The 23684-nt window shown below is 38.8% G+C and carries 36 protein-coding genes; all 36 read left to right on the forward strand.

Annotation, left to right across the window (positions count from 1 at the left end):
* The first annotated feature begins 145 nt into the window (after positions 1–145).
* The 36 genes from ruvB to rplQ all read left to right on the forward strand — a co-directional run bounded on the left by ruvB (position 146) and on the right by rplQ (position 22717).
* Complete coding sequence (gene ruvB / locus BLR83_RS09565) at positions 146–1144, forward strand: Holliday junction branch migration DNA helicase RuvB (protein ID WP_074561400.1); 999 nt, start codon at positions 146–148, stop codon at positions 1142–1144.
* Between the two features lie 172 nt (positions 1145–1316).
* Positions 1317–1847: a DUF7010 family protein gene (locus BLR83_RS09570; protein ID WP_074561401.1), complete on the forward strand. Its 531-nt coding sequence runs from the start codon at positions 1317–1319 to the stop codon at positions 1845–1847.
* 240 nt (positions 1848–2087) lie between these two features.
* Positions 2088–2519 carry a low molecular weight protein-tyrosine-phosphatase gene (locus BLR83_RS09575; protein WP_074561402.1) on the forward strand — a complete coding sequence of 144 codons (432 nt, stop codon included), beginning with the start codon at positions 2088–2090 and terminating at the stop codon, positions 2517–2519.
* 17 nt (positions 2520–2536) lie between these two features.
* Complete coding sequence (locus tag BLR83_RS09580) at positions 2537–2917, forward strand: MORN repeat-containing protein (protein WP_074561403.1); 381 nt, start codon at positions 2537–2539, stop codon at positions 2915–2917.
* Positions 2914–4707: an acyltransferase family protein gene (locus BLR83_RS09585; protein ID WP_074561404.1), complete on the forward strand. Its 1794-nt coding sequence runs from the start codon at positions 2914–2916 to the stop codon at positions 4705–4707. The genes BLR83_RS09580 and BLR83_RS09585 overlap by 4 nt, the downstream gene beginning before the upstream one ends.
* A 451-nt stretch (positions 4708–5158) precedes the next feature.
* Positions 5159–6643: a threonine synthase gene (gene thrC / locus BLR83_RS09590; RefSeq protein ID WP_074561405.1), complete on the forward strand. Its 1485-nt coding sequence runs from the start codon at positions 5159–5161 to the stop codon at positions 6641–6643.
* Between the two features lie 59 nt (positions 6644–6702).
* Complete coding sequence (locus BLR83_RS09595; RefSeq protein ID WP_074561406.1) at positions 6703–8001, forward strand: MATE family efflux transporter; 1299 nt, start codon at positions 6703–6705, stop codon at positions 7999–8001.
* 272 nt (positions 8002–8273) lie between these two features.
* The gene (gene rpsJ / locus BLR83_RS09605; protein WP_006531319.1) at positions 8274–8582 is read left to right on the forward strand and encodes a 30S ribosomal protein S10; all 309 of its coding nucleotides are present in this window, start codon (positions 8274–8276) and stop codon (positions 8580–8582) included.
* 109 nt (positions 8583–8691) lie between these two features.
* Positions 8692–9318, forward strand: coding sequence for a 50S ribosomal protein L3 (gene rplC, locus BLR83_RS09610; protein WP_003067226.1), 627 nt, complete (start codon positions 8692–8694; stop codon positions 9316–9318).
* Between the two features lie 23 nt (positions 9319–9341).
* The gene (gene rplD / locus BLR83_RS09615) at positions 9342–9965 is read left to right on the forward strand and encodes a 50S ribosomal protein L4 (protein WP_003067225.1); all 624 of its coding nucleotides are present in this window, start codon (positions 9342–9344) and stop codon (positions 9963–9965) included.
* The gene (locus BLR83_RS09620) at positions 9965–10261 is read left to right on the forward strand and encodes a 50S ribosomal protein L23 (protein ID WP_003062842.1); all 297 of its coding nucleotides are present in this window, start codon (positions 9965–9967) and stop codon (positions 10259–10261) included. Before rplD ends, BLR83_RS09620 begins: the two co-directional genes overlap by 1 nt.
* A 17-nt stretch (positions 10262–10278) precedes the next feature.
* Complete coding sequence (rplB, locus tag BLR83_RS09625) at positions 10279–11112, forward strand: 50S ribosomal protein L2 (protein WP_021141407.1); 834 nt, start codon at positions 10279–10281, stop codon at positions 11110–11112.
* Positions 11113–11213: 101 nt separating this feature from the next.
* Positions 11214–11489: a 30S ribosomal protein S19 gene (gene rpsS, locus BLR83_RS09630; protein ID WP_020916215.1), complete on the forward strand. Its 276-nt coding sequence runs from the start codon at positions 11214–11216 to the stop codon at positions 11487–11489.
* A 15-nt stretch (positions 11490–11504) separates the two neighbouring features.
* Complete coding sequence (gene rplV / locus BLR83_RS09635; RefSeq protein ID WP_003062848.1) at positions 11505–11849, forward strand: 50S ribosomal protein L22; 345 nt, start codon at positions 11505–11507, stop codon at positions 11847–11849.
* A gap of 12 nt (positions 11850–11861) precedes the next feature.
* A complete protein-coding gene (rpsC, locus tag BLR83_RS09640) occupies positions 11862–12515 on the forward strand; it encodes a 30S ribosomal protein S3 (RefSeq protein WP_021141408.1) in 654 nt (217 codons plus the stop codon).
* Positions 12516–12518: 3 nt separating this feature from the next.
* Positions 12519–12932 (forward strand): 50S ribosomal protein L16, encoded by a 414-nt coding sequence (gene rplP / locus BLR83_RS09645; RefSeq protein ID WP_003029477.1) that lies wholly within the window; start codon positions 12519–12521, stop codon positions 12930–12932.
* A gap of 9 nt (positions 12933–12941) precedes the next feature.
* Positions 12942–13148, forward strand: coding sequence for a 50S ribosomal protein L29 (gene rpmC, locus BLR83_RS09650; RefSeq protein ID WP_003062854.1), 207 nt, complete (start codon positions 12942–12944; stop codon positions 13146–13148).
* A gap of 27 nt (positions 13149–13175) precedes the next feature.
* The gene (gene rpsQ / locus BLR83_RS09655; protein ID WP_002885836.1) at positions 13176–13436 is read left to right on the forward strand and encodes a 30S ribosomal protein S17; all 261 of its coding nucleotides are present in this window, start codon (positions 13176–13178) and stop codon (positions 13434–13436) included.
* 24 nt (positions 13437–13460) lie between these two features.
* Positions 13461–13829 (forward strand): 50S ribosomal protein L14, encoded by a 369-nt coding sequence (gene rplN / locus BLR83_RS09660; RefSeq protein WP_020916217.1) that lies wholly within the window; start codon positions 13461–13463, stop codon positions 13827–13829.
* A 76-nt stretch (positions 13830–13905) separates the two neighbouring features.
* Complete coding sequence (rplX, locus tag BLR83_RS09665) at positions 13906–14211, forward strand: 50S ribosomal protein L24 (RefSeq protein WP_003067218.1); 306 nt, start codon at positions 13906–13908, stop codon at positions 14209–14211.
* 26 nt (positions 14212–14237) lie between these two features.
* The gene (gene rplE, locus BLR83_RS09670) at positions 14238–14780 is read left to right on the forward strand and encodes a 50S ribosomal protein L5 (RefSeq protein ID WP_006531327.1); all 543 of its coding nucleotides are present in this window, start codon (positions 14238–14240) and stop codon (positions 14778–14780) included.
* Positions 14781–14797: 17 nt separating this feature from the next.
* Positions 14798–14983 carry a type Z 30S ribosomal protein S14 gene (locus tag BLR83_RS09675; RefSeq protein ID WP_003062863.1) on the forward strand — a complete coding sequence of 62 codons (186 nt, stop codon included), beginning with the start codon at positions 14798–14800 and terminating at the stop codon, positions 14981–14983.
* A 175-nt stretch (positions 14984–15158) separates the two neighbouring features.
* Positions 15159–15557: a 30S ribosomal protein S8 gene (rpsH, locus tag BLR83_RS09680; protein ID WP_006531328.1), complete on the forward strand. Its 399-nt coding sequence runs from the start codon at positions 15159–15161 to the stop codon at positions 15555–15557.
* A 144-nt stretch (positions 15558–15701) separates the two neighbouring features.
* On the forward strand, positions 15702–16238 hold the full coding sequence (gene rplF, locus BLR83_RS09685; RefSeq protein ID WP_039696044.1) for a 50S ribosomal protein L6: 537 nt from the start codon (positions 15702–15704) through the stop codon (positions 16236–16238).
* Positions 16239–16345: 107 nt separating this feature from the next.
* A complete protein-coding gene (rplR, locus tag BLR83_RS09690) occupies positions 16346–16702 on the forward strand; it encodes a 50S ribosomal protein L18 (protein WP_003001342.1) in 357 nt (118 codons plus the stop codon).
* 18 nt (positions 16703–16720) lie between these two features.
* Entirely contained in the window at positions 16721–17215 is a 495-nt protein-coding gene (rpsE, locus tag BLR83_RS09695) for a 30S ribosomal protein S5 (RefSeq protein ID WP_003062871.1), read from the forward strand.
* A 14-nt stretch (positions 17216–17229) separates the two neighbouring features.
* On the forward strand, positions 17230–17412 hold the full coding sequence (gene rpmD, locus BLR83_RS09700; protein ID WP_006531331.1) for a 50S ribosomal protein L30: 183 nt from the start codon (positions 17230–17232) through the stop codon (positions 17410–17412).
* 140 nt (positions 17413–17552) lie between these two features.
* On the forward strand, positions 17553–17993 hold the full coding sequence (gene rplO, locus BLR83_RS09705; protein WP_003062876.1) for a 50S ribosomal protein L15: 441 nt from the start codon (positions 17553–17555) through the stop codon (positions 17991–17993).
* Between the two features lie 16 nt (positions 17994–18009).
* A complete protein-coding gene (secY, locus tag BLR83_RS09710; protein WP_039696042.1) occupies positions 18010–19314 on the forward strand; it encodes a preprotein translocase subunit SecY in 1305 nt (434 codons plus the stop codon).
* A gap of 96 nt (positions 19315–19410) precedes the next feature.
* Positions 19411–20067, forward strand: a complete 657-nt coding sequence (locus tag BLR83_RS09715; RefSeq protein WP_039696041.1) for an adenylate kinase — start codon at positions 19411–19413, stop codon at positions 20065–20067.
* Between the two features lie 117 nt (positions 20068–20184).
* Positions 20185–20403 carry a translation initiation factor IF-1 gene (gene infA / locus BLR83_RS09720; protein WP_001040189.1) on the forward strand — a complete coding sequence of 73 codons (219 nt, stop codon included), beginning with the start codon at positions 20185–20187 and terminating at the stop codon, positions 20401–20403.
* A 25-nt stretch (positions 20404–20428) separates the two neighbouring features.
* Entirely contained in the window at positions 20429–20545 is a 117-nt protein-coding gene (rpmJ, locus tag BLR83_RS09725) for a 50S ribosomal protein L36 (protein ID WP_002959355.1), read from the forward strand.
* A 17-nt stretch (positions 20546–20562) separates the two neighbouring features.
* The gene (gene rpsM, locus BLR83_RS09730; RefSeq protein WP_006531334.1) at positions 20563–20928 is read left to right on the forward strand and encodes a 30S ribosomal protein S13; all 366 of its coding nucleotides are present in this window, start codon (positions 20563–20565) and stop codon (positions 20926–20928) included.
* 17 nt (positions 20929–20945) lie between these two features.
* Complete coding sequence (gene rpsK / locus BLR83_RS09735) at positions 20946–21329, forward strand: 30S ribosomal protein S11 (RefSeq protein WP_003062885.1); 384 nt, start codon at positions 20946–20948, stop codon at positions 21327–21329.
* Positions 21330–21377: 48 nt separating this feature from the next.
* On the forward strand, positions 21378–22316 hold the full coding sequence (locus tag BLR83_RS09740; protein WP_009853219.1) for a DNA-directed RNA polymerase subunit alpha: 939 nt from the start codon (positions 21378–21380) through the stop codon (positions 22314–22316).
* A 14-nt stretch (positions 22317–22330) separates the two neighbouring features.
* Positions 22331–22717 (forward strand): 50S ribosomal protein L17, encoded by a 387-nt coding sequence (rplQ, locus tag BLR83_RS09745; protein WP_003067190.1) that lies wholly within the window; start codon positions 22331–22333, stop codon positions 22715–22717.
* Positions 22718–23684: the final 967 nt, after the last annotated feature.

Raw genomic sequence — 23684 nt, forward strand, 5'->3', positions numbered from 1 at the left:
CCTTTTACAATAATATTAGAAATTAGGGAAAGGGGAGAAGGAGCAAATGTTAAAGGGATTTACGGTTTTATTGACAGCTTGGTGGGGATTATAGACTCTCATCAAAACAATTCACTGACAGCTCTTGTTTTGGTATAATAAGGCTATGAGTAGAATTTTAGATAATGATATTATGGGTGACGAGGAGTTTGTGGAACGTACGCTTCGTCCTCAGTATTTAAAAGAATATATTGGACAGGATAAGGTTAAAAATCAGCTGAAAATTTTTATAGAAGCTGCAAAATTACGCGATGAATCACTTGACCATGTGCTATTATTTGGCCCTCCGGGTCTTGGTAAGACAACAATGGCATTTGTGATTGCTAATGAATTGGGTGTGAATCTTAAACAAACTTCTGGTCCAGCTATTGAAAAAGCTGGTGATTTGGTTGCTATTTTGAATGATTTGGAACCTGGTGATGTTTTGTTTATCGATGAAATTCATCGTATGCCGATGGCGGTAGAAGAAGTGCTTTATAGCGCTATGGAAGATTTCTATATTGATATTATGATTGGTAATGGTGAGACTAGTCGTAGTGTTCATTTGGATTTGCCACCTTTTACGCTGATTGGAGCAACAACGCGAGCAGGTATGCTTTCTAATCCATTGCGTGCGCGTTTTGGAATTACGGGCCATATGGAATATTATGCGGTCGACGATTTGACAGAAATTGTTGAACGCACAGCTGATATTTTCGAAATGGAAATTGTGCATGAAGCTGCACAAGAATTGGCACGACGTAGCCGAGGCACACCGCGTATTGCTAACCGTTTGTTAAAACGTGTTCGTGACTATGCTCAAATTATGGGCGATGGTATTATTACAAAAGATATTACAGATAAAGCTTTAACGATGCTGGATGTCGATCATGAGGGACTTGATTATATTGACCAAAAAATCTTGCGTACCATGATTGAAGTTTACAATGGTGGTCCTGTTGGTTTGGGGACTCTATCTGTTAATATTGCTGAAGAACGTGATACGGTTGAGGATATGTATGAACCTTATTTGATTCAAAAAGGCTTTATTATGCGTACACGTACAGGTCGTGTAGCCACTGCTAAAGCTTATGACCATTTGGGATATCCTTATACTGAAAAATAAAATATTATCTTAAGGAAAGTTTAAGCAAGTCTTTATATACTATAACCATCCTAAAACTTTTCTTTTTCATAATCTCCGGAAGGAACCTTGGTTTTCCAAGGTTCTTTCTTTGTTTTATAAATGGGTAAAGAGTGTGGTATAATTGAGAAAAAGTGCTTATAGGAGCAAGATTATGGATTTAGAAGTTTTACGAAAAGATATGATTGTTAGTCAGAAAAAAGGACAACCTTTTATTGTTGCTTCCATCATTATTTGGGTTTTAATAACCTTGGTAACTATGATGAAGGTATCACTTCCTTTTCAAAATCTTTTGATTTTTTGCTGTTCATGCCCATTGCTGCCACTTTCTTGGTTTGTTGGAAAATGGCTGAATGTTGATATCTTCTCCAAAGAAAATCCTTTAAGTAACCTAGGCTTCCTATTTACTTGCAATCAGTTACTTTATTTATTGATTGTCATGTGGGTCTTTAGTGCAGTACCTGAAAAGATGCTGATGGTTTATACGATGGTTTTCGGTGCGCATCTATTGCCTTATTCTTGGTTATACAAATCAAAAACGTATTTTGTTTTTGCTATTTTGATTCCGATACTCGCGCTTGTCTTAGGTCATATGGCAAGTATGACTTGTCTTAGCTTGGTGATGGTATTTTTGGAAATTGTTTTTGCTATGCTACTACAAGTTGAACTAAATGCGAATAAATAATTAAAGGTTCTTAGTTGTCTAAGAACTTTTTATAAAAAAACGAGAGGGCCCCGCAAGCGGAGCCCTCTCAGGAGATTATGAAAAAGAAAAGTTTTAGGATTGTCTATATTATAGGGAGCCTGGCTTAATTTTTTCTTAAAGTCGGCAGATAAAGGAATTTACGTGTGATAAGACTTCTTTTTTTGTTATAATGATAAAAGAAGTTTTAATCAATCAGTTATTGACTACGTGGGAGAGAACATGAAAAAAGTTTGTTTTGTTTGTTTAGGAAATATCTGTCGTAGTCCGATGGCTGAATTTGTGATGAAGGATTTAGTTTCTAGTGACAAATTATTAATTGAAAGTCGTGCGACTTCTAACTGGGAACATGGCAATCCTATTCATCACGGGACACAAGGTATTTTTAAAAAGCATCATATTGCTTATGATTATCAAAAATCATCACAACAAATTTCCTATCAAGATTTTCGAGATTTTGATGTCATCATTGGGATGGATAGGAATAACGTGGCAGATTTGAAAGAGATGTCGCGAGGTCGCTTTGATGAAAAAATCTTTCTTTTTGTAGATGGTGGTGTACCAGATCCATGGTTTACAGGTGATTTTGATGCTACTTATGAGTTGGTTAAGCGTGGTTGTGAACAATGGCTAGCGCGACTAAGAAATTCTTAAAGAGAAGTTGAGTAAAAATGAAAAAAATCAAAATAACCAGAGGACGCCTAGAGCTTCTGACGGTTTTAATTCTTATCATTTGTGGGTTATCGGTATTTACTTTATCGATGAAATCAAAGACAACATTAACATACGATAATGGTAAAATCACTTACACAGGCTATGTGGTAAATCACCGTATGAATGGTCAAGGTAAGTTGACTTATGAAAATGGTGATTGCTACGAAGGTGATTTTAATGATGGTGTGTTTGAAGGTCAGGGCGTCTTTACCTCACATTCTGGATGGATTTACAAAGGTGAATTTAAAAATGGTCAACCAGATGGTGAAGGCACTCTAACAGCACAAAATGGTAAGGTATATACAGGAACCTTTAAACAGGGGATTTTTCAAAAATGAGAATAAAATGGTTTTCAATGGTTAGGGTAACTGGGCTTTTCCTAGTTCTGCTCTATCATTTCTTTAAAACGGCCTTTCCAGGCGGTTTTATCGGTGTTGACATTTTCTTTACTTTCTCAGGGTATTTGATTACGGCTTTGCTGATTGATGAGTATTCGAGAAATAAGAAAATCGATCTTTTAGGTTTTTATAAAAGACGTTTTTATCGTATTGTTCCACCGTTAATTTTGATGATTTTGATTGTCATGCCATTTACTTACTTGGTTCGCAGAGATTATGTGGCAAGTATTGGTAGTCAAGTTGCTGCGGCGATTGGTTTTACAACAAATTTCTTTGAAATTATCACAGGTGGTAATTACGAAACGCAATTTATCCCACATCTCTTTGTTCACACGTGGAGTTTGGCAATTGAGATGCATTTCTATTTAATCTGGGGATTCATAGTTTGGTTATTGGGAAGACATCAGGATAATTTGGCAAAATTCCGTAGTTTGATTTTTGCGATTTCGGCAGCCTTTTTTACTGGAAGTTTCCTAACGATGTTTGTCCGAGCTTTCTTTGTCGATAATGTTTCAACGATTTACTTCTCATCTTTGACGCATAGTTTCCCATTCTTCTTAGGGGCTATGGCGGCAACGATGACTGGTATCAGAGAAACAACTATTCGTTTCAAAAAGAATGTTCGCTTGTGGTCTACAAAACGTAGCATCGTCACAATGCTAGTGAGCGCAGCTCTCTTAGTTTTATTGATGTTTACTTTGAAATTTGACCAACGCATCACTTATTTATTTGGATTTGTTTTAGCAAGTTTGTTTGCTACGGTAATGATTTATGCGGCGCGTGTCCTAAATGACCAAACGCCAAATGCAAAAGAACCTGCTATTATCAACTATCTAGCTGATGTTAGTTATGGTGTTTATCTTTTCCACTGGCCATTTTACATTATCTTTACACAGTTGATGTCAAATGGACTTGCTGTTGTGTTGACGGTTGTTTTATCTCTGGTATTTTCAACCTTGTCTTATTATGTGATTGAACCATTTCTTGCTGGTAAGCCAGTTAAACCATTTGGTATCTCTTTGGATTTATCTCCTTACAAGAAATGGCTATATGGTAGTTCAGCAGTTTTAGCTTTGATAACTTTGATAACTGTTGCTACAGCACCAGCTATGGGAAATTTTGAAACAGGACTCTTGGTTAACTCGCTACAACAAGCTCAAACGAATTTGAATCGCACGCATACTGTGACAGCTGGTGATGCGGGAGCATTAAGCGATGTAACTGTTATTGGAGATTCTGTTGCACTACGTTCAAGTGCTGCGTTCTCAAGCTTGCTTCCTAATGCTCAATTAGATGCAGCGGTAAGTCGTAGTTTTGATAATGCGTTTGAAATTTTCCAAAATGAGATTTCGAGCGGAACACTTTCTAAGACAACAGTGCTTGCGATTGGTGTGAATTCACTCGATCATTATCAAGAAGACATTCAACAATTTATTGATGCTTTGCCAGACGGCTATCGCTTGATTATTGTGACGCCTTATAACGCTAGCGACGAAGCGAAAGTTAAGCAGGCGCGTGATTATGAGTTGAGTTTACCGAAAACGTATAATTACATTACTGTTGCTGATTGGTACAAAACAGCAACCAGTCATCCAGAAATTTGGAATGGCACTGATGGTGTTCACTATAGCGATGCTAATACGACAGGTGCTGACCTTTACGTTAAAACCATTCAAAAAGCAATTGATAAATCTGCTAAGAGACCTGCCAAAGGTGAATCTAATAGTTAATATCAAAAGTCAACTTCGGTTGGCTTTTTTGCGTGTAAAACTATCATTTTATGTCAGAAAATATGACGTCAAAAAATCCACAAAAATCCCTTTACATCAATAGTTTGTAGCGCTATAATACATGTGACATAAAACGTGAGAAGAAGGGAGCGAAAAAGGTGGCTGAATTGTTCTATGACGTCTTAGCAAGCGTCTGGATTTCTATTGCTGGTGTTGATTCACGTTGGGGAAAATAATCGAATTATAAAAATAAGGAAACTTAGAAAAAACTGATGTTGTCAAAGTTTTCAAATAGTTATTAAGCGTTTGTAGAGTAAGGGATGAAGCTGTTGTTTGGTGGGAAATAGCTTTGCCTTACTCTTTTTTTGATAAATTGCATAAATTTGTATAAATTTTCTGATAATTATGATACAATGGGTGCAAGACTATCTATTAATATGAGGAATTTGTGATGACGTTAATTTACCAATCAACTCGCGACGAAAATAACAAAGTGACTGCTAGCCAAGCTATTTTACAAGGATTGGCAACTGACGGCGGACTCTTCACCCCAACGTCACTTCCAGAAGTGGCTTTGGACTTTGATGCTTTAAAAGATGCTTCATACCAAGAAGTGGCTAAACTGGTTTTATCAGCATTTTTGGATGATTTTACAGAAGAAGAATTGGATTACTGTATCAATTCAGCTTATGATGAAAAATTTGACACACCTGCCATTGCTCCAGTCGTTAAACTAGCAGACCAATATAACCTTGAACTTTTCCATGGTTCAACGATTGCCTTTAAAGATATGGCTTTGTCAATCTTGCCATACCTTTTGACAACATCAGCTAAAAAACAAGGTGTTGATAATAAAATTGTGATTTTGACAGCGACATCAGGAGATACTGGTAAAGCTGCCATGGCTGGTTTTGCGGATGTTCCAGGAACTGAAATCATCGTCTTTTATCCAAAAGATGGTGTCAGCAAAATTCAAGAACTTCAAATGACTACACAAACTGGTAACAACACGCATGTAGTGGCTATTACTGGTAACTTTGATGATGCTCAAACAGATGTTAAACGCATGTTTAATGACGTGGCTTTGCGTGAAAAATTGCTTGTGCACAAGACACAATTCTCATCAGCTAACTCAATGAACGTTGGTCGTTTGGTGCCGCAAGTTGTTTACTACGTTTACGCTTATGCACAGTTGGTTAAAGCAGGGCACATTAAAGCAGGCGAAAAAGTTAACTTTACGGTACCAACAGGTAACTTTGGTAATATCCTAGCAGCATATTACGCTAGTCAAATTGGTGTTCCAGTTGGTAAATTAATCTGTGCTTCAAATGAAAATAAAGTCTTAACTGATTTCTTTACAACAGGTACATATGATAAAAAACGTGAATTTAAGGTGACAACAAGTCCATCAATGGATATCTTGGTATCGTCTAACTTAGAACGTTTGATTTTCCACCTTTTGGGCAACGATGCTGCTAAAACAAAAGACTTGATGGAAAAACTTGTGTCTGAAGGAGAATACACTCTTTCAGGTGCTAACCAAGCTATTCTTGATATGTTTGAAGCTGGTTTTGCAACGGAAGCTGAAACATCAGCTGAAATCAAACGTGTTTATGATGCTTGTGACTATGTTGAAGACCCACACACAGCCGTTGCGTCAGCTGTTTATCAAAAATATGTTGAACGAACTGGTGATCATACGCCAACTGTTATTGCGTCTACAGCAAGTCCTTATAAATTCCCACGTGTTGCTGTAGAAGCTGTTAGTGGACAAGCACCAGCGGATGACTTTGCTGCAGTGAAAGAACTTGAAAAATTATCAGGGGTTGCTATTCCAAAAGCTGTCAATGGACTTGAGACAGCTGAGGTTCGTCACAAAACAGTTGTTGCTACAAGCGACATGCAAAAAGCTGTTGAAGACTATTTAGGACTTTAAGAATTATAAAGTAAGAGCTGAGGCTGGTTCTCAGCTTTTCTTTTTGTTACGATAGAATCATGAAACAAACAAAGAAAATTATTCGATTGGCTTTTCCAGCCATGATGGAAAATCTTTTGCAGATGCTCATGGGGGTGGTTGATAACTATCTTGTTGCACAAGTTGGTTTAATTGCTGTTTCTGGGGTCTCTGTAGCTAATAATATTATTACTATTTATCAAGCGATTTTCATTGCTCTTGGTGCGGCAGTCTCAAGTCTTGTTGCCAAAAGTATTGGGGAAAAGAATGCTCAAAAATCCCTTCACTATCAGTCTGAGTCCTTATTGATTACTCTTGGGTTGAGTTTAGCTCTTGGTCTAGTTTCTCTTGGCTTAGGGAAAACGATTCTAACTTGGCTTGGGACAGATGCGGCTGTTACGCAAGCTGGCGGTCTTTATCTTTCAATTGTCGGTGGTTTGATTGTTAGTTTAGGGCTGATGACGACCTTGAGTGCCTTTTTACGGGCTTTGGGAAAACCACAACTACCAATGTATATCAGTTTGCTGACTAATGTTTTAAATGCAGCTTTATCAGCTATAGCGGTCTTTATTCTGCATTGGGGGATTGTTGGTGTGGCTTGTTCAACAGTTCTGGCACGTTTGGTTGGGACGCTGTTGCTAGCCAGTCAGTTACCGATTAAAAAGATTATCAAAAATATCAGGTGGACATTGGACCGTGATTTAATTAAAATTGCTTTGCCGGCTGCTGGTGAGCGGTTAATGATGCGCGCAGGTGATGTGGTTATTGTGGCAATTATTGTTAAGTTTGGAACAGAAGTAGTAGCTGGTAATGCTATTGGAGAAACGTTGACACAATTTAATTACATGCCAGGAATGGGAGTGGCTACGGCTACGGTAATCCTTGTGGCGCATAGCCTCGGACAGAAGAATATCCAAGAAATCAAGCAATTAGTTAGGGATTCTTATCTGCTTTCACTTGTTCTTATGCTTCTTGTTGGAGCTACGATTTACTTTTCTGGTGGTTACCTAACGCACTTGTTTACCTCAAATCAAGCTGCTCTAGATGCTAGTCTTGTTGTTTTATTTTACTCTTTTATTGGTGGACCGGCGACAGCAGGAACGTTAGTATTTACGGCAGCTTGGCAAGGGTTAGGAAATGCAAAATTACCATTTTATGCAACGACGTTTGGAATGTGGGGTATTCGAATTATTTCGGGTTACGTGCTTGGTGTGAGTCTGCACTTAGGTCTAACTGGAGTGTGGTTAGCGACCGTGGCAGATAATATTTTCCGTTGGATTTTTCTATACATCCTTTACAGAAAACATATGAATTATTTTCAAAACTCTACTATTAAATAACAGGATTTTTAACCAGACGAAAGTCTGGTTTTTTCGTTGTGAAAAATAATAGAAAAAGCTGAAAACATTTTCTTCTAAAAAATCGAAAAAAAGGGAGCAAAATCCTTGCAAACCATTGTTAAATCTGATATTATATACTGGTGCTGTTAATACAGTGACTTTAGCTATGATACAAGAGGTTGCGACACGCTCGGTTGCATTGCCACGCAAAGACGTGTTGGTTTTCTTGAGGAGCTAGCCTATTATCTTAAATAGACGAAAAGGAGAAAAAGATGGCAAACAAAAAAATCCGTATCCGTTTGAAAGCATACGAACATCGTACACTTGACACAGCGGCAGAAAAAATTGTTGAAACTGCAACACGTACAGGTGCTTCAGTAGCTGGACCAGTTCCACTTCCAACTGAACGTAGCTTGTACACAATTATTCGTGCGACTCACAAATACAAAGATTCTCGCGAACAATTTGAAATGCGTACTCACAAACGCTTGATCGATATCATCAACCCAACTCAAAAAACAGTTGATGCTTTGATGAAATTGGATCTTCCAAGTGGTGTTAACGTAGAAATCAAACTTTAATAAGGATTTGATTCTTGAGCACAAAAAACGCTCGTTAAAAACTTTTTTGAGCATAAAAAACGCTCATTAAAAACTTTTTAAATAAATAAAGTAAAGGAAATATTTTCTCATGACAAAAGGAATCTTAGGGAAAAAAGTGGGAATGACTCAAATCTTCACTGAATCTGGTGAATTCATCCCTGTTACTGTCATCGAAGCAACTCCAAACGTTGTGCTTCAAGTGAAAACTGTTGAAACAGACGGTTATGAAGCTGTTCAAGTTGGTTTTGACGACAAACGTGAAGTATTGAGCAACAAACCTGCCAAAGGCCATGTAGCAAAAGCTAACACAGCTCCTAAGCGCTTCATTCGTGAATTCAAAAACATTGAAGGCTTGGAAGTTGGTCAAGAAATCACAGTTGATACATTCGAAGCTGGAGATGTTGTTGATGTAACTGGTACATCTAAAGGTAAAGGTTTCCAAGGTGTTATCAAACGCCATGGTCAAGCTCGTGGACCAATGGCTCACGGTTCTCGTTATCACCGTCGTCCAGGTTCTATGGGACCTGTTGCGCCTAACCGTGTTTTCAAAAACAAACACTTGGCAGGACGTATGGGTGGTAACCGTGTGACAATCCAAAACCTTGAAGTTGTCCAAGTTATCCCAGAGAAAAACGTTATCCTTATCAAAGGTAACGTACCAGGTGCTAAGAAATCTCTTATCACTATCAAATCAGCAGTTAAGGCTGCTAAATAATAAGAAAGGAGAAAACAGTTAAAATGGCAAACGTAAAACTATTTGACCAAACTGGTAAAGAAGTTAGCTCAGTTGAATTGAACGACGCTATCTTCGGTATCGAACCAAACGAATCAGTAGTGTTTGATGTTGTTATCAGCCAACGCGCTAGCCTTCGCCAAGGTACTCACGCAGTTAAAAACCGCTCAGCAGTATCTGGTGGTGGTCGTAAACCATGGCGTCAAAAAGGAACTGGACGCGCTCGTCAAGGTTCTATCCGCTCACCACAATGGCGTGGTGGTGGTGTAGTCTTCGGACCAACTCCACGTTCATACGGATACAAACTTCCACAAAAAGTTCGTCGCCTTGCATTGAAATCAGTTTACTCAGCTAAAGTTGCTGAAGAAAAATTTGTAGCTGTAGAAAGCCTTTCATTTGCAGCTCCAAAAACTGCTGAATTCGCAAACGTACTTTCAGCTCTTAACGTTGACTCAAAAGTACTTGTAATCCTTGAAGAAGGTAATGAATTTGCAGCACTTTCTGCACGTAACCTTCCAAACGTTAAAGTTGCAACTGCAACAACTGCAAGTGTTCTTGATATCGTAAACAGCGACAAACTTCTTGTTACTAAAGAAGCAATCTCTACAATCGAGGAGGTTCTTGCATAATGAATTTGTACGACGTAATCAAAAAACCAGTTATCACTGAAAAATCAATGTACGACCTCGAAGCAGGTAAATATACATTTGAAGTTGACTCTCGTGCGCACAAACTTTTGATCAAACAAGCTGTTGAAGCTGCTTTTGATGGAGTTAAAGTTGCAAACGTGAACACTGTAACAGTTAAACCAAAAGCTAAACGTGTTGGTCGTTACACTGGTTTCACTTCAAAAACTAAAAAAGCTATCATCACTCTTACAGCTGATTCTAAAGCAATCGAGTTGTTTGCAGCTGAAGCTGAATAATCTAAGGAGGAAATAACGTGGGTATTAAAGCTTATAAACCAACGACAAATGGTCGTCGTAATATGACTTCTTTGGATTTTGCTGAAATCACTACAAGCACTCCTGAGAAATCATTGCTTGTTTCACTTAAAAACAAAGCTGGTCGTAACAACAACGGTCGCATCACTGTTCGTCATCAAGGTGGCGGTCACAAACGTCACTACCGTTTGATCGACTTCAAACGTAACAAAGATGGCGTTGAAGCAGTTGTTAAAACTATCGAGTACGATCCAAACCGTACAGCAAACATCGCTCTTGTACACTACACTGATGGTGTGAAAGCTTACATCCTTGCACCTAAAGGTCTTGAAGTTGGTCAACGTATCGTTTCAGGTCCAGATGCAGATATCAAAGTTGGTAACGCACTTCCACTTGCTAACATCCCTGTTGGTACAGTTATTCACAACATCGAACTTCAACCAGGTAAAGGTGCTGAATTGATCCGTGCTGCTGGTGCATCTGCACAAGTTCTTGGTCAAGAAGGTAAATACGTTCTTGTTCGTCTTCAATCAGGCGAAGTTCGTATGATTCTTGGAACTTGCCGTGCTACAATCGGTACAGTTGGTAACGAACAACAAGTCCTTGTTAACCTTGGTAAAGCTGGTCGCAGCCGTTGGATGGGTATCCGTCCTACAGTTCGTGGTTCTGTAATGAACCCTAATGATCACCCACACGGTGGTGGTGAAGGTAAAGCACCAGTTGGACGTAAAGCGCCATCTACTCCTTGGGGTAAACCTGCGCTTGGTCTTAAAACTCGTAACAAAAAAGCTCAATCAGACAAACTTATTATTCGTCGTCGTAACGACAAATAATTTATTAGTCGCTTAGCTTATTAATCATCCGCCAGCTCGGTAGTGTGCATTTATGCACACAGGCCGCTGTGGTACTATAATTTAAAGGAGAAAACTACAAAATGGGACGTAGTCTTAAAAAAGGACCTTTCGTCGATGAGCATTTGATGAAAAAAGTTGAAGCTCAAGCAAACGACGAAAAGAAAAAAGTAATTAAAACTTGGTCACGTCGTTCAACGATCTTCCCAAGTTTCATCGGATATACAATCGCAGTTTATGATGGACGTAAACACGTACCAGTTTACATTCAAGAAGACATGGTAGGTCACAAACTTGGTGAATTCGCACCAACTCGTACTTACAAAGGTCACGCTGCTGACGATAAGAAAACACGTTAATAGGGGGAGGACACAATGGCAGAAATTACTTCAGCTAAAGCAATGGCTCGTACAGTCCGTGTTTCACCTCGTAAAACACGTCTTGTACTTGATCTTATCCGTGGTAAGAACGTTGCTGACGCAATCGCAATCTTGAAATTCACTCCAAACAAAGCAGCTCGTGTAGTTGAAAAAGTTCTTAACTCTGCTATCGCTAACGCAGAAAACAACTTTGGTTTGGAAAAAGCTAACTTGGTAGTATCTGAAACTTTCGCAAACGAAGGACCAACAATGAAACGTTTCCGTCCACGTGCTAAAGGTTCAGCTTCACCAATCAACAAACGCACAACTCACGTAACAGTAGTTGTGTCAGAAAAATAAGGAGGTAAAATCGTGGGTCAAAAAGTACATCCAATTGGTATGCGTGTCGGAATCATCCGTGATTGGGATGCGAAATGGTATGCTGAAAAAGAATACGCGGATTACCTTCATGAAGATCTTGCAATCCGCAAATTCATCCAAACAGAATTGGCAGACGCTTCAGTTTCACGTATTGAAATTGAACGTGCTGTAAACAAAGTAATTGTTTCACTTCACACTGCTAAACCAGGTATGGTTATCGGTAAAGGTGGAGCTAACGTTGACGCTCTTCGCGTTAAACTTAACAAATTGACAGGAAAACAAGTTCACATCAACATCGTTGAAATCAAACAACCTGATTTGGACGCTCACCTTGTTGGTGAAAACATCGCACGTCAACTTGAACAACGTGTTGCTTTCCGTCGTGCTCAAAAACAAGCTATCCAACGTACAATGCGTGCAGGTGCTAAAGGTATTAAAACTCAAGTATCTGGTCGTTTGAACGGTGCTGATATCGCTCGTGCTGAAGGTTACTCAGAAGGAACTGTTCCACTTCACACACTTCGTGCAGATATCGACTACGCTTGGGAAGAAGCTGACACTACTTACGGTAAACTTGGTGTTAAAGTTTGGATCTACCGTGGTGAAGTTCTTCCAGCTCGTAAAAACACTAAAGGAGGCAAATAACAAATGTTAGTACCTAAACGTGTTAAACACCGTCGCGAATTCCGTGGAAAAATGCGCGGTGAAGCTAAAGGTGGTAAAGAAGTCGCATTCGGTGAATACGGTCTTCAAGCTACTACTAGCCACTGGATCACAAACCGTCAAATCGAAGCTGCCCGTATCGCAATGACTCGTTACATGAAACGTGGTGGTAAAGTTTGGATTAAAATCTTCCCACACAAATCATACACTGCTAAAGCTATCGGTGTACGTATGGGTTCTGGTAAAGGGGCACCTGAAGGTTGGGTAGCACCAGTTAAACGTGGTAAAGTTATGTTCGAAATCGCTGGTGTACCTGAAGAAGTTGCACGTGAAGCACTTCGTCTTGCTAGCCACAAATTGCCAGTTAAGACTAAATTCGTGAAACGTGAAGCAGAATAAGGAGAAATCATGAAACTTCAAGAAATTAAAGATTTTGTTAAAGAGCTTCGTGGTCTTTCTCAAGAAGAACTTGCTAAGAAAGAAAACGAACTTAAGAAAGAACTTTTTGATCTTCGTTTCCAAGCTGCAGCAGGTCAACTTGATCAAACTGCTCGTTTGAACGAAGTTAAAAAACAAATTGCACGTGTTAAAACAGTGCAATCTGAAAAGAAATAATAGATTGGGAAAGGAGAAATTCTAATAATGGAACGTAATCAACGTAAAACCCTTGTTGGACGCGTAGTATCTGACAAAATGGATAAAACAATCACTGTTGTAGTTGAAACTAAACGTAACCACCCAGTCTATGGTAAACGTATCAACTATTCTAAAAAATACAAAGCACATGATGAAAACAACGTTGCTAAAGAAGGCGATATCGTTCGTATCATGGAAACTCGTCCACTTTCAGCTACAAAACGCTTCCGTCTTGTAGAAGTTGTGGAAGAAGCTGTTATTATCTAATCAAACTAAAAGGAGAAATTTGAAATGATTCAACAAGAAACTCGCTTGAAAGTTGCTGATAATAGCGGTGCTCGTGAGATCTTGACTATCAAAGTTCTTGGTGGTTCAGGACGTAAATTCGCTAACATCGGTGACGTAATCGTTGCTTCTGTAAAACAAGCTACTCCTGGTGGAGCTGTTAAAAAAGGTGATGTCGTAAAAGCTGTAGTTGTTCGTACTAAAACTGGTGCACGCCGTCCAGACGGTTCATACATCAAATTTGACGACAACGCTGCTGTAATCATCCGTGATGACAAAACTCCTCGCGGAACTCGTATCTTCGGCCCTGTTGCACGTGAATTGCGTGAAGGTGGCTTCATGAAGATCGTTTCACTTGCACCAGAAGTACTTTAATTCATAAACACAAACTAAGTCCCCTGCTTTTGCAGGGTGCCCATTAGGGCGTAAGAAATAATAGGAGAAAAACCAAATGTTTGTAAAAAAAGGCGATAAAGTTCGCGTTATTGCTGGTAAGGACAAAGGCGTTGAAGCTGTAGTTCTTAAAGCCCTTCCTAAAGTCAACAAAGTTGTTGTTGAAGGTGTTGCTATTGTTAAAAAACATCAAAAACCAAACAACGTAAACCCTCAAGGTGCTATCGTGGAAAAAGAAGCACCAATCCATGTGTCTAACGTTCAAGTTCTTGACAAAAATGGTGTTGCAGGACGTGTTGGTTACAAAGTTGTAGACGGCAAAAAAGTTCGTTACAACAAAAAATCAGGCGAAGTGCTTGATTAATCACGAAGGAAAGGAGAAAGTATATAATGGCAAATCGCTTAAAAGAAAAATACACTAACGAAGTTGTTTCTGCTTTGACTGAAAAATTCAACTATTCTTCAGTTATGGCTGTCCCAAAAGTTGAGAAAATCGTTCTTAACATGGGTGTTGGTGATGCTGTAAATAACGCTAAAAACCTTGAAAAAGCTGCTGCTGAATTGGCACTTATTTCAGGTCAAAAACCATTGATTACTAAAGCTAAGAAATCAATCGCTGGCTTCCGTCTTCGTGAAGGTGTAGCGATCGGTGCAAAAGTTACCCTTCGTGGTGAACGTATGTACGAATTCTTAGATAAATTGGTAACAGTTTCACTTCCACGTGTTCGTGACTTCCACGGTGTTCCAACAAAATCATTTGACGGACGTGGTAACTACACACTTGGTGTGAAAGAACAATTGATCTTCCCAGAAATCAACTTTGATGACGTTGATAAAGTACGTGGTCTCGATATCGTTATCGTAACTACTGCTAACACTGACGAAGAAGGTCGTGAATTGCTTAAAGGCCTTGGAATGCCTTTTGCAAAATAATTTAGGAGGTAAATCAATTGGCTAAAAAATCTATGATTGCTAAGAATCATCGCCCTGCGAAATTCTCTACGCAAGCTTACACTCGTTGCGAACGTTGTGGCCGTCCACACTCAGTTTACCGCAAATTCAAACTTTGCCGTGTTTGCTTCCGTGAGTTAGCTTACAAAGGACAAATCCCAGGCGTTACCAAAGCTTCTTGGTAAGTCGATGATATAAGAAACCTGACTGGACAAGCCATTTAGTAAATTGTTATTCAATTTTCTATTTGGCGTGGTTCATGATGGGGTTCAAGTGATAAACTTGAATTTAATTAAGCCTTCGGGCGACATTAACTAGCAAGTGAACAATTCAAACTACTAGTAAGAGGAGAATATATAAATGGTTATGACTGACCCAATTGCAGACTTTTTGACACGCATTCGTAACGCTAACCAAGCAAAACACGAAGTGCTTGAAGTACCTGCATCAAACATCAAAAAAGGTATTGCTGAAATCCTTAAACGCGAAGGTTTCGTGAAAAACGTTGAAGTTATCGAAGATGACAAACAAGGTATCATCCGCGTATTCCTTAAATACGGACAAAACGGTGAACGTGTTATCACTAACTTGAAACGTATCTCTAAACCAGGTCTTCGTGTTTACGCAAAACGTGAAGATGTTCCTAAAGTTCTTAACGGACTTGGAATTGCAATCATCTCTACATCAGAAGGTCTTTTGACTGACAAAGAAGCTCGTCAAAAGAACGTTGGTGGAGAAGTTATTGCTTACGTTTGGTAAGAAGTTTTTCATCTCTCCATTTTTGGAGAGGGAATCTTACTTAACCATCTAATGGACTATTAAGCACAATTTTGTGTATTAGTCGCCCCGTGAAAACTCGTCGCTTTATGCGGCCTGACAATTTAACAGGAGAAAAATAAAACTATGTCACGTATTGGTAATAAAGTTATCAACTTGCCTGCTGGTGTAGAAGTTACTAACAACAACAACGTAGTAACTGTTAAAGGACCTAAAGGCGAACTCACTCGTGAGTTTAACAAAAACATTGAAATCAAAGTTGAAGGAACTGAAGTTTCACTTCACCGTCCAAACGACTCAAAAGAAATGAAAACAATCCATGGTACAGCTCGTGCTAACTTGAACAACATGGTACTTGGCGTTTCTGAAGGTTTCAAAAAAGAACTTGAAATGCGCGGGGTTGGTTACCGTGCTCAACTTCAAGGTTCAAAACTTGTACTTTCTGTAGGTAAATCTCACCAAGACGAAGTAGAAGCTCCAGAAGGAATTTCATTTGAAGTACCATCTGCAACTTCAATCATCGTTAACGGTATCAGCAAAGAAGTTGTTGGTCAAACAGCTGCTTACATCCGTAGCCTTCGTGCTCCAGAACCTTACAAAGGTAAAGGTATCCGTTACGTTGGTGAATACGTACGTCGTAAAGAAGGTAAAACAGGTAAATAATAGTTTATGGGATATCTTGCGAGATTTTTTCTCGCAGAGCTCATATGCTAACATTTATAAAAACAATGTCGTTTTGACATTAATCAATTAATTAAGAGGTGAAAATTGTGATTTCGAAACCAGATAAAAACAAAATCCGCCAAAAACGCCACCGTCGCGTTCGCGGTAAACTCTCTGGAACTGCTGATCGCCCACGTTTGAACGTTTTCCGTTCTAATACAGGCATCTACGCTCAAGTTATTGATGACGTAGCGGGTGTAACGCTCGCAAGTGCATCAACTCTTGATAAAGAAGTTTCTAAAGGAACTAAAACAGAACAAGCCGTTGTTGTCGGTAAACTTGTTGCTGAACGCGCAGTAGCTAAAGGTATTTCTGAAGTGGTGTTTGACCGCGGTGGATATCTCTATCACGGACGTGTTAAAGCTTTGGCTGACTCAGCTCGTGAAAACGGATTGAAATTCTAATAGGGAGGACACTAAATAATGGCATTTAAAGATAATGCAGTTGAACTTGAAGAACGCGTTGTTGCGATCAACCGTGTTACAAAAGTTGTTAAAGGTGGACGTCGTCTTCGTTTTGCAGCTCTTGTAGTTGTTGGTGACCGTAATGGTCGTGTTGGTTTCGGTACTGGTAAAGCTCAAGAAGTACCAGAAGCTATTCGTAAAGCTGTTGAAGACGCTAAGAAAAACTTGATCGAAGTACCTATGGTTGGTACAACAATTCCTCACGAAGTTCGTTCAGAATTTGGTGGAGCTAAAGTATTGTTGAAACCTGCTGTAGAAGGTGCTGGGGTCGCTGCTGGTGGTGCTGTTCGTGCCGTCATCGAATTGGCCGGTGTTGCAGATGTTACATCTAAATCACTTGGTTCAAACACTCCAATCAACATTGTTCGCGCAACTGTTGAAGGTTTGAAACAACTTAAACGTGCAGAAGACGTTGCTGCTCTTCGCGGTGTTTCAGTTTCTGATTTAGCATAAGAAAGGGGATAATAATGGCTCAAATTAAAATTACTTTGACTAAGTCTCCAATCGGACGCATTCCTGCACAACGTAAAACAGTTGCTGCTCTTGGACTTGGTAAATTACATAGCTCAGTTGTCAAAGAAGACACTCCAGCTATCCGTGGAATGGTTACTTCAGTTTCACACTTGGTAACTGTTGAAGATGTTAAATAATTAACATTAAATAAATTTTAGGTTTAAGTCGCAAGGGATTCTCTTGCGACTTAAACTAGATATAGTATAGGCGAGTTTCTATGGGGAGTCCTTTCCCCTCATAGAGGCGCTAGCATTTTACAAAAAAGGAGAAATTAATAATGAAACTTCATGAACTTAAACCTGCTGAAGGTTCTCGTAAAGTACGTAACCGTGTAGGTCGTGGTACATCATCTGGTAACGGTAAAACTGCAGGACGCGGTCAAAAAGGTCAAAAAGCTCGTAGCGGTGGTAAAGTACGTCTTGGTTTTGAAGGTGGACAAACTCCATTGTTCCGTCGTATGCCAAAACGTGGTTTCTTGAACGTTAACGCTAAAGAATACGCTCTTGTAAACCTTGACCAACTTAACGTTTTCGAAGATGGTACAGAAGTAACTCCAGTTGTTCTTAAAGAAGCTGGAATCATTCGTGCTGAAAAATCAGGCGTTAAAGTTCTTGGTAACGGCGAATTGACTAAAAAATTGACTGTTAAAGCAGCTAAATTCTCTAAATCTGCTGAAGCAGCTATCACTGCAAAAGGTGGTTCAATCGAAGTCATCTAATTAAGGAGGACTCGGTATGTTCTTTAAATTACTTAAAGATGCACTTAAGGTAAAAAATGTTAGAAATAAAATTTTCTTTACGCTTTTTATCATCTTTGTTTTCCGCGTTGGAACACATATTACTGTGCCAGGTATCAACGCTAAGAGTCTTGATCAATTAGGTGAACTTCCCTTTCTAAACATGTTGAACCTTGTCTCTGGTAATGCTATGAGCAACTTCTCTGTATTCTCAATGGGTGTTAGCCCGTATATCACAGCATCTATCATTGTTCAACTGTTACAAATGGATATTTTGCCTAAGTTTGTTGAGTGGAGTAAACAAGGTGAGGTTGGACGTCGTAAGTTAAATCAAGCGACTCGCTACATTTCACTTGTCTTAGCCTTCATTCAATCTATCGGGATTACAGCAGGATTTAATACTTTATCAAGTATCTCATTGGTTTCTACACCGAATGTGAAAACTTATATCCTGATTGGTGCCTTGCTCACAACAGGTAGTATGATTGTGACATGGCTTGGTGAACAAATCACCGACAAAGGTTTCGGAAATGGTGTTTCAATGATTATCTTTGCGGGTATCATTTCATCAATTCCAAATGCTATTTCAACAATCTACGAAGATTTCTTTGTTAACGTTCGTTCAAGTGATTTAATATCTTCATACATCTTTGTAGCTTTGTTAATCGTAGCAGTATTGGCAATTGTGTTCTTTACAACCTTTGTCCAACAAGCAGAATACAAAATTCCAATCCAATATACAAAACTTGTTCAAGGTGCACCAACAAGTTCTTATCTTCCTTTAAAAATTAATCCGGCTGGCGTCATTCCCGTTATCTTTGCCAGCTCGATTACAACGATTCCAAGTACGATTATTCCGTTGATTTCAAATGGACATGATATTCCTTGGCTTACTACTCTAGAATCATATTTGAATTACCAAACACCAATCGGAATGGTAATTTATGCAGTTCTAATTATTTTATTCTCATTCTTCTATACTTTTGTGCAAGTTAACCCTGAAAAAACTGCAGAAAACTTGCAAAAAGGTGCGTCATATATTCCTAGTGTTCGACCTGGACGCGAAACAGAAGAATACCTTTCTTCACTATTGAAGAAATTAGCAACTGTAGGTTCAATTTTCTTGGCGTTCATTTCATTGACACCAATTATTGCTCAACAAGCAATGAACCTATCTAGCAGTATTGCCCTTGGAGGAACAAGTCTTCTTATCTTGATTTCAACAGGCATTGAAGGAATGAAACAACTTGAAGGTTATCTCTTGAAGAGACAGTATGTTGGTTTCATGAACACAGCAGAATAGAATATAGGTTGACCTAGTCAACCTTTCTATTTTGTTTTTGAATAAGTTTAGCACTTCGGTGTTAAATTTATTTAAAAATAAAATAAGGAGAGTATCATGAATCTTTTAATCATGGGTTTACCAGGGGCTGGTAAAGGAACTCAAGCAGCAAAAATCGTTGAAGAATTCGGCGTTGCTCACATTTCTACCGGAGATATGTTCCGTGCTGCAATGGCAAACAAAACTGAAATGGGTGTTCTTGCTAAATCATTCATCGACAAAGGTGAACTTGTACCAGATGAAGTTACTAACGGTATTGTTAAAGAACGTTTGGCACAAGCTGATATCGCTGAAAAAGGTTTCTTGCTTGATGGTTACCCACGTACTATTGAACAAGCACATGCTTTGGATGAAACACTTAAAAATTTGGATCTTAAATTGGATGGTGTTATTAACATTGATGTTAACCCAGACAGCTTGATCGAACGTTTGTCTGGACGTTTCATTTGTCGTTCTTGCGGAGCTACATACCACAAAGTATTCAACCCAACAAAAGTTGAAGGAACTTGTGATGCATGTGGTGGACACGACTTCTACCAACGTGAAGATGACAAACCAGAAACTGTAAAACGTCGTCTTGATGTTAACATCGCTCAAGGTGCACCAATCATCGAACACTATCGTAAAGCTGGTATTGTTTTCGATATCCAAGGTAACCAAGACATCGATGATGTATTTGCTGACATTGAAAAAGCAATCTCATCATTAAAATAATTTAAGAGTTTCTACTTGCACAAGTAGAAGAGTCGTGATATAATAGGCTAGTCTGGCTTATAATTGTTACCTCTGTGCTCAGAGGACATCAAATCGAAATTTAGGGGGTACTTTTGCGTGGCAAAAGAAGATGTGATTGAAATTGAAGGTAAAGTTGTTGAGACGATGCCTAACGCTATGTTTACTGTTGAATTAGAAAATGGACACCAAATCTTGGCAACTGTATCAGGAAAAATCCGTAAAAACTACATTCGTATTTTGGTAGGTGACCGTGTTACTGTTGAAATGAGTCCTTACGATTTAACACGTGGACGTATCACATACCGCTTTAAATAATCGAAATAATTGGAGGGATTAAAAAATGAAGGTAAGACCATCAGTCAAACCAATTTGCGAATACTGTAAAGTAATTCGTCGTAACGGTCGTGTTATGGTAATTTGTCCATCAAATCCAAAACACAAACAACGTCAAGGATAATATAGAAAGGAGAAAAAATGGCTCGTATTGCTGGAGTTGATATTCCAAATGAAAAACGTGTAGTAATTTCACTTACTTATGTATATGGTATCGGTCTTGCAACTTCTAAGAAAATCTTAGCAGCTGCTGGTATTTCTGAAGACATCCGTGTTAAAGATTTAACATCAGACCAAGAAGATGCTATCCGTCGTGAAGTTGATGCAATTAAAGTTGAAGGTGACCTTCGTCGTGAAGTGAACATGAACATCAAACGCTTGATGGAAATTGGTTCATACCGTGGTATCCGTCACCGTCGTGGACTTCCTGTCCGTGGTCAAAACACTAAAAATAACGCTCGCACTCGTAAAGGTAAAGCTGTTGCGATTGCAGGTAAGAAAAAATAAAATAGGAGGTAAAAAAATTGGCTAAACCAACACGTAAACGTCGTGTGAAAAAGAACATCGAATCTGGTGTTGCTCATATTCACGCTACATTCAATAACACTATTGTTATGATTACAGATGTGCATGGTAATGCAATTGCTTGGTCATCAGCTGGTGCTCTTGGATTCAAAGGTTCTCGTAAATCTACTCCATTCGCTGCACAAATGGCTGCTGAAGCTGCTGCTAAATCTGCACAAGAACATGGTCTTAAAACTGTTGAAGTTACTGTAAAAGGTCCTGGTTCAGGTCGTGAGTCTGCTATTCGTGCTCTTGCTGCTGCTGGTCTTGAAGTGACTTCAATCCGTGACGTTACTCCTGTGCCACACAATGGTGCTCGTCCTCCAAAACGTCGTCGTGTGTAATCATAATTGTTAATAGTACACAAGATTCGTTTCGAGGGAGTATAATAAATGATTGAGTTTGAAAAACCAATAATAACAAAAATTGATGAAAATAAAGATTACGGCAGATTTGTTATCGAACCACTTGAACGTGGATACGGTACAACTCTAGGTAATTCTCTTCGTCGTGTACTCTTGTCTTCACTCCCAGGTGCGGCAGTAACATCAATTAAAATTGATGGAGTACTCCACGAATTTGACACTATTCCAGGTGTACGCGAAGATGTTATGCAAATCATCCTTAATATTAAAGGACTTGCAGTAAAATCTTATGTTGATGATGAAAAAATTATCGAACTTGACGTTGAAGGTCCAGCAGAAGTTACTGCAGGAGATATTTTAACTGATAGCGATGTTGAAATCGTCAACCCAGACCACTATCTCTTTACAATCGCTGAAGGACACAGTTTGAAAGCAACAATGACTGTTGCTAAAAAACGTGGTTACGTTCCAGCAGAAGGTAATAAAAAAGAAGATGCTCCAGTGGGAACATTGGCTGTAGACTCTATCTACACACCAGTGAAAAAAGTTAATTATCAAGTTGAACCTGCTCGTGTAGGTAGCAATGATGGCTTTGATAAATTAACAATCGAAATCATGACAAATGGCACAATCATTCCTGAAGATGCTTTAGGTCTATCTGCACGCGTTTTGATCGAACACTTGAATCTGTTTACTGACCTTACAGAAGTGGCTAAAAACACTGACGTAATGAAAGAAACTGAAAAAGTTAACGATGAAAAAGTGCTTGACCGTACTATCGAAGAACTTGATTTGTCAGTCCGCTCATATAACTGTCTTAAACGTGCAGGTATCAACACTGTATTTGATTTGACAGAAAAAACTGAGCCTGAAATGATGAAAGTCCGTAACCTTGGTCGTAAGAGCCTTGAAGAAGTCAAAGTTAAACTTGCTGATCTTGGACTCGGACTCAAAAACGATAAATAATATAGGAGGATAAAATGGCTTACCGTAAACTAGGACGCACTAGCTCACAACGTAAAGCAATGCTTCGTGATTTGACAACAGATCTTTTGATTAACGAATCTATTGTAACAACTGAAGCTCGTGCTAAAGAAATCCGTAAAACAGTTGAAAAAATGATTACTTTAGGTAAACGTGGTGACCTTCATGCACGTCGTCAAGCTGCTGCTTTCGTACGTAATGAAATTGCATCTGAAAACTTTGATGAAGCTACTGAAAAATACTCTTCACAAACAGCTCTTCAAAAACTTTTCGATGAAATCGCACCTCGCTATGCAGAACGCAACGGTGGATACACTCGTATTCTTAAAACTGAACCTCGCCGTGGTGACGCTGCTCCAATGGCAATCATTGAATTAGTATAATTTTTATCAATTTTGTTGAGTGTTATGATGATGGAGCCCTTGGGTTCTTAGTCTAGCTCTGGTCTACCGCTGGGGAATTATTTCCCTAGCGGGAACACTCATCATATTGGTGATTGAGTAACGCTTGTTTACGAAATGTCTCTAGATTAGAAACACTTCGTAAGCAGGCGTTTTTCTTTTTGAAGAGCTAATGTATTCAAAATAGCAAAAAAAACGTCGTCGGATGGAGATTACTGATGGTATAATTGGAGCTGTGATGACTCTACAAAATATTTATTTTCTGATAAAATTGTTTATCTAGAAAAACTCTGTTACTAAAATTGGTGTATTTTCATGGAAAATAAGCAATATAAGCCTCTAATCGTCCTTAAATGCTTTTTAGTGGTTCCCAGAGCAACTATTCACCTGGAAGTACCAGGAGCCAAATAAGCGTGTTTAGAGGCTGTTTTACAGCTTGTAAAGAAGAGAGAAGTCCATGATGTCTTCAGAGCGATAAAAATGTCTTTTTTAGCCTAAAATTGTTTTCTCGGATGTGAGGCTAATAGTGAATTTACAGTATAAAAAGTGCTGATGATTATCTGATATGACAGGTTTTATGACATTGTTACAAAAAAATATCAAAAAAGCTAAAAAACCTGTTGACAGAGGAAATGAAGTTTAGTATACTAAATAAGCTGTTGTTTGAAGCAGCAAACATTTCAAAAAGGCTTTGAAAAAAAAGTTCAAAAAACTTCTTGACAAAGCGTTGAAGAAATGCTAAACTAATATAGCTGTTGTTCGAGAGGGCAGCGGTAACAAATTTGAAAAGAGCTTGAAAATTTCTTAAAAAAAGATGTTGACAAAGGGTTTCAAATTTGATAGAATATAGAAGTTGTCTCGAGTGAGACAAAGACCTTTGAAAACTGAACAATACGAACCAAACGTGCGGGTTACGTAAGTAACCTGTCAAAAAACGATAAATCTGTCA

The organism is Streptococcus equinus (assembly GCF_900101445.1).
Taxonomy (GTDB): Bacteria; Bacillota; Bacilli; order Lactobacillales; family Streptococcaceae; genus Streptococcus; species Streptococcus equinus_B.

Bases quoted from the DNA above. Each gene is read 5' to 3' on its own strand.
- ruvB (WP_074561400.1), top strand. From the start codon at position 146: ATGAGTAGAATTTTAGATAATGATATTATGGGTGACGAGGAGTTTGTG.
- BLR83_RS09570 (WP_074561401.1), top strand. From the start codon at position 1,317: ATGGATTTAGAAGTTTTACGAAAAGATATGATTGTTAGTCAGAAAAAA.
- BLR83_RS09575 (WP_074561402.1), top strand. From the start codon at position 2,088: ATGAAAAAAGTTTGTTTTGTTTGTTTAGGAAATATCTGTCGTAGTCCG.
- BLR83_RS09580 (WP_074561403.1), top strand. From the start codon at position 2,537: ATGAAAAAAATCAAAATAACCAGAGGACGCCTAGAGCTTCTGACGGTT.
- BLR83_RS09585 (WP_074561404.1), top strand. From the start codon at position 2,914: ATGAGAATAAAATGGTTTTCAATGGTTAGGGTAACTGGGCTTTTCCTA.
- thrC (WP_074561405.1), top strand. From the start codon at position 5,159: ATGACGTTAATTTACCAATCAACTCGCGACGAAAATAACAAAGTGACT.
- BLR83_RS09595 (WP_074561406.1), top strand. From the start codon at position 6,703: ATGAAACAAACAAAGAAAATTATTCGATTGGCTTTTCCAGCCATGATG.
- rpsJ (WP_006531319.1), top strand. From the start codon at position 8,274: ATGGCAAACAAAAAAATCCGTATCCGTTTGAAAGCATACGAACATCGT.
- rplC (WP_003067226.1), top strand. From the start codon at position 8,692: ATGACAAAAGGAATCTTAGGGAAAAAAGTGGGAATGACTCAAATCTTC.
- rplD (WP_003067225.1), top strand. From the start codon at position 9,342: ATGGCAAACGTAAAACTATTTGACCAAACTGGTAAAGAAGTTAGCTCA.
- BLR83_RS09620 (WP_003062842.1), top strand. From the start codon at position 9,965: ATGAATTTGTACGACGTAATCAAAAAACCAGTTATCACTGAAAAATCA.
- rpsS (WP_020916215.1), top strand. From the start codon at position 11,214: ATGGGACGTAGTCTTAAAAAAGGACCTTTCGTCGATGAGCATTTGATG.
- rplV (WP_003062848.1), top strand. From the start codon at position 11,505: ATGGCAGAAATTACTTCAGCTAAAGCAATGGCTCGTACAGTCCGTGTT.
- rplP (WP_003029477.1), top strand. From the start codon at position 12,519: ATGTTAGTACCTAAACGTGTTAAACACCGTCGCGAATTCCGTGGAAAA.
- rpmC (WP_003062854.1), top strand. From the start codon at position 12,942: ATGAAACTTCAAGAAATTAAAGATTTTGTTAAAGAGCTTCGTGGTCTT.
- rpsQ (WP_002885836.1), top strand. From the start codon at position 13,176: ATGGAACGTAATCAACGTAAAACCCTTGTTGGACGCGTAGTATCTGAC.
- rplN (WP_020916217.1), top strand. From the start codon at position 13,461: ATGATTCAACAAGAAACTCGCTTGAAAGTTGCTGATAATAGCGGTGCT.
- rplX (WP_003067218.1), top strand. From the start codon at position 13,906: ATGTTTGTAAAAAAAGGCGATAAAGTTCGCGTTATTGCTGGTAAGGAC.
- rplE (WP_006531327.1), top strand. From the start codon at position 14,238: ATGGCAAATCGCTTAAAAGAAAAATACACTAACGAAGTTGTTTCTGCT.
- rpsH (WP_006531328.1), top strand. From the start codon at position 15,159: ATGGTTATGACTGACCCAATTGCAGACTTTTTGACACGCATTCGTAAC.
- rplF (WP_039696044.1), top strand. From the start codon at position 15,702: ATGTCACGTATTGGTAATAAAGTTATCAACTTGCCTGCTGGTGTAGAA.
- rpsE (WP_003062871.1), top strand. From the start codon at position 16,721: ATGGCATTTAAAGATAATGCAGTTGAACTTGAAGAACGCGTTGTTGCG.
- rpmD (WP_006531331.1), top strand. From the start codon at position 17,230: ATGGCTCAAATTAAAATTACTTTGACTAAGTCTCCAATCGGACGCATT.
- rplO (WP_003062876.1), top strand. From the start codon at position 17,553: ATGAAACTTCATGAACTTAAACCTGCTGAAGGTTCTCGTAAAGTACGT.
- secY (WP_039696042.1), top strand. From the start codon at position 18,010: ATGTTCTTTAAATTACTTAAAGATGCACTTAAGGTAAAAAATGTTAGA.
- BLR83_RS09715 (WP_039696041.1), top strand. From the start codon at position 19,411: ATGAATCTTTTAATCATGGGTTTACCAGGGGCTGGTAAAGGAACTCAA.
- rpmJ (WP_002959355.1), top strand. From the start codon at position 20,429: ATGAAGGTAAGACCATCAGTCAAACCAATTTGCGAATACTGTAAAGTA.
- rpsM (WP_006531334.1), top strand. From the start codon at position 20,563: ATGGCTCGTATTGCTGGAGTTGATATTCCAAATGAAAAACGTGTAGTA.
- BLR83_RS09740 (WP_009853219.1), top strand. From the start codon at position 21,378: ATGATTGAGTTTGAAAAACCAATAATAACAAAAATTGATGAAAATAAA.
- rplQ (WP_003067190.1), top strand. From the start codon at position 22,331: ATGGCTTACCGTAAACTAGGACGCACTAGCTCACAACGTAAAGCAATG.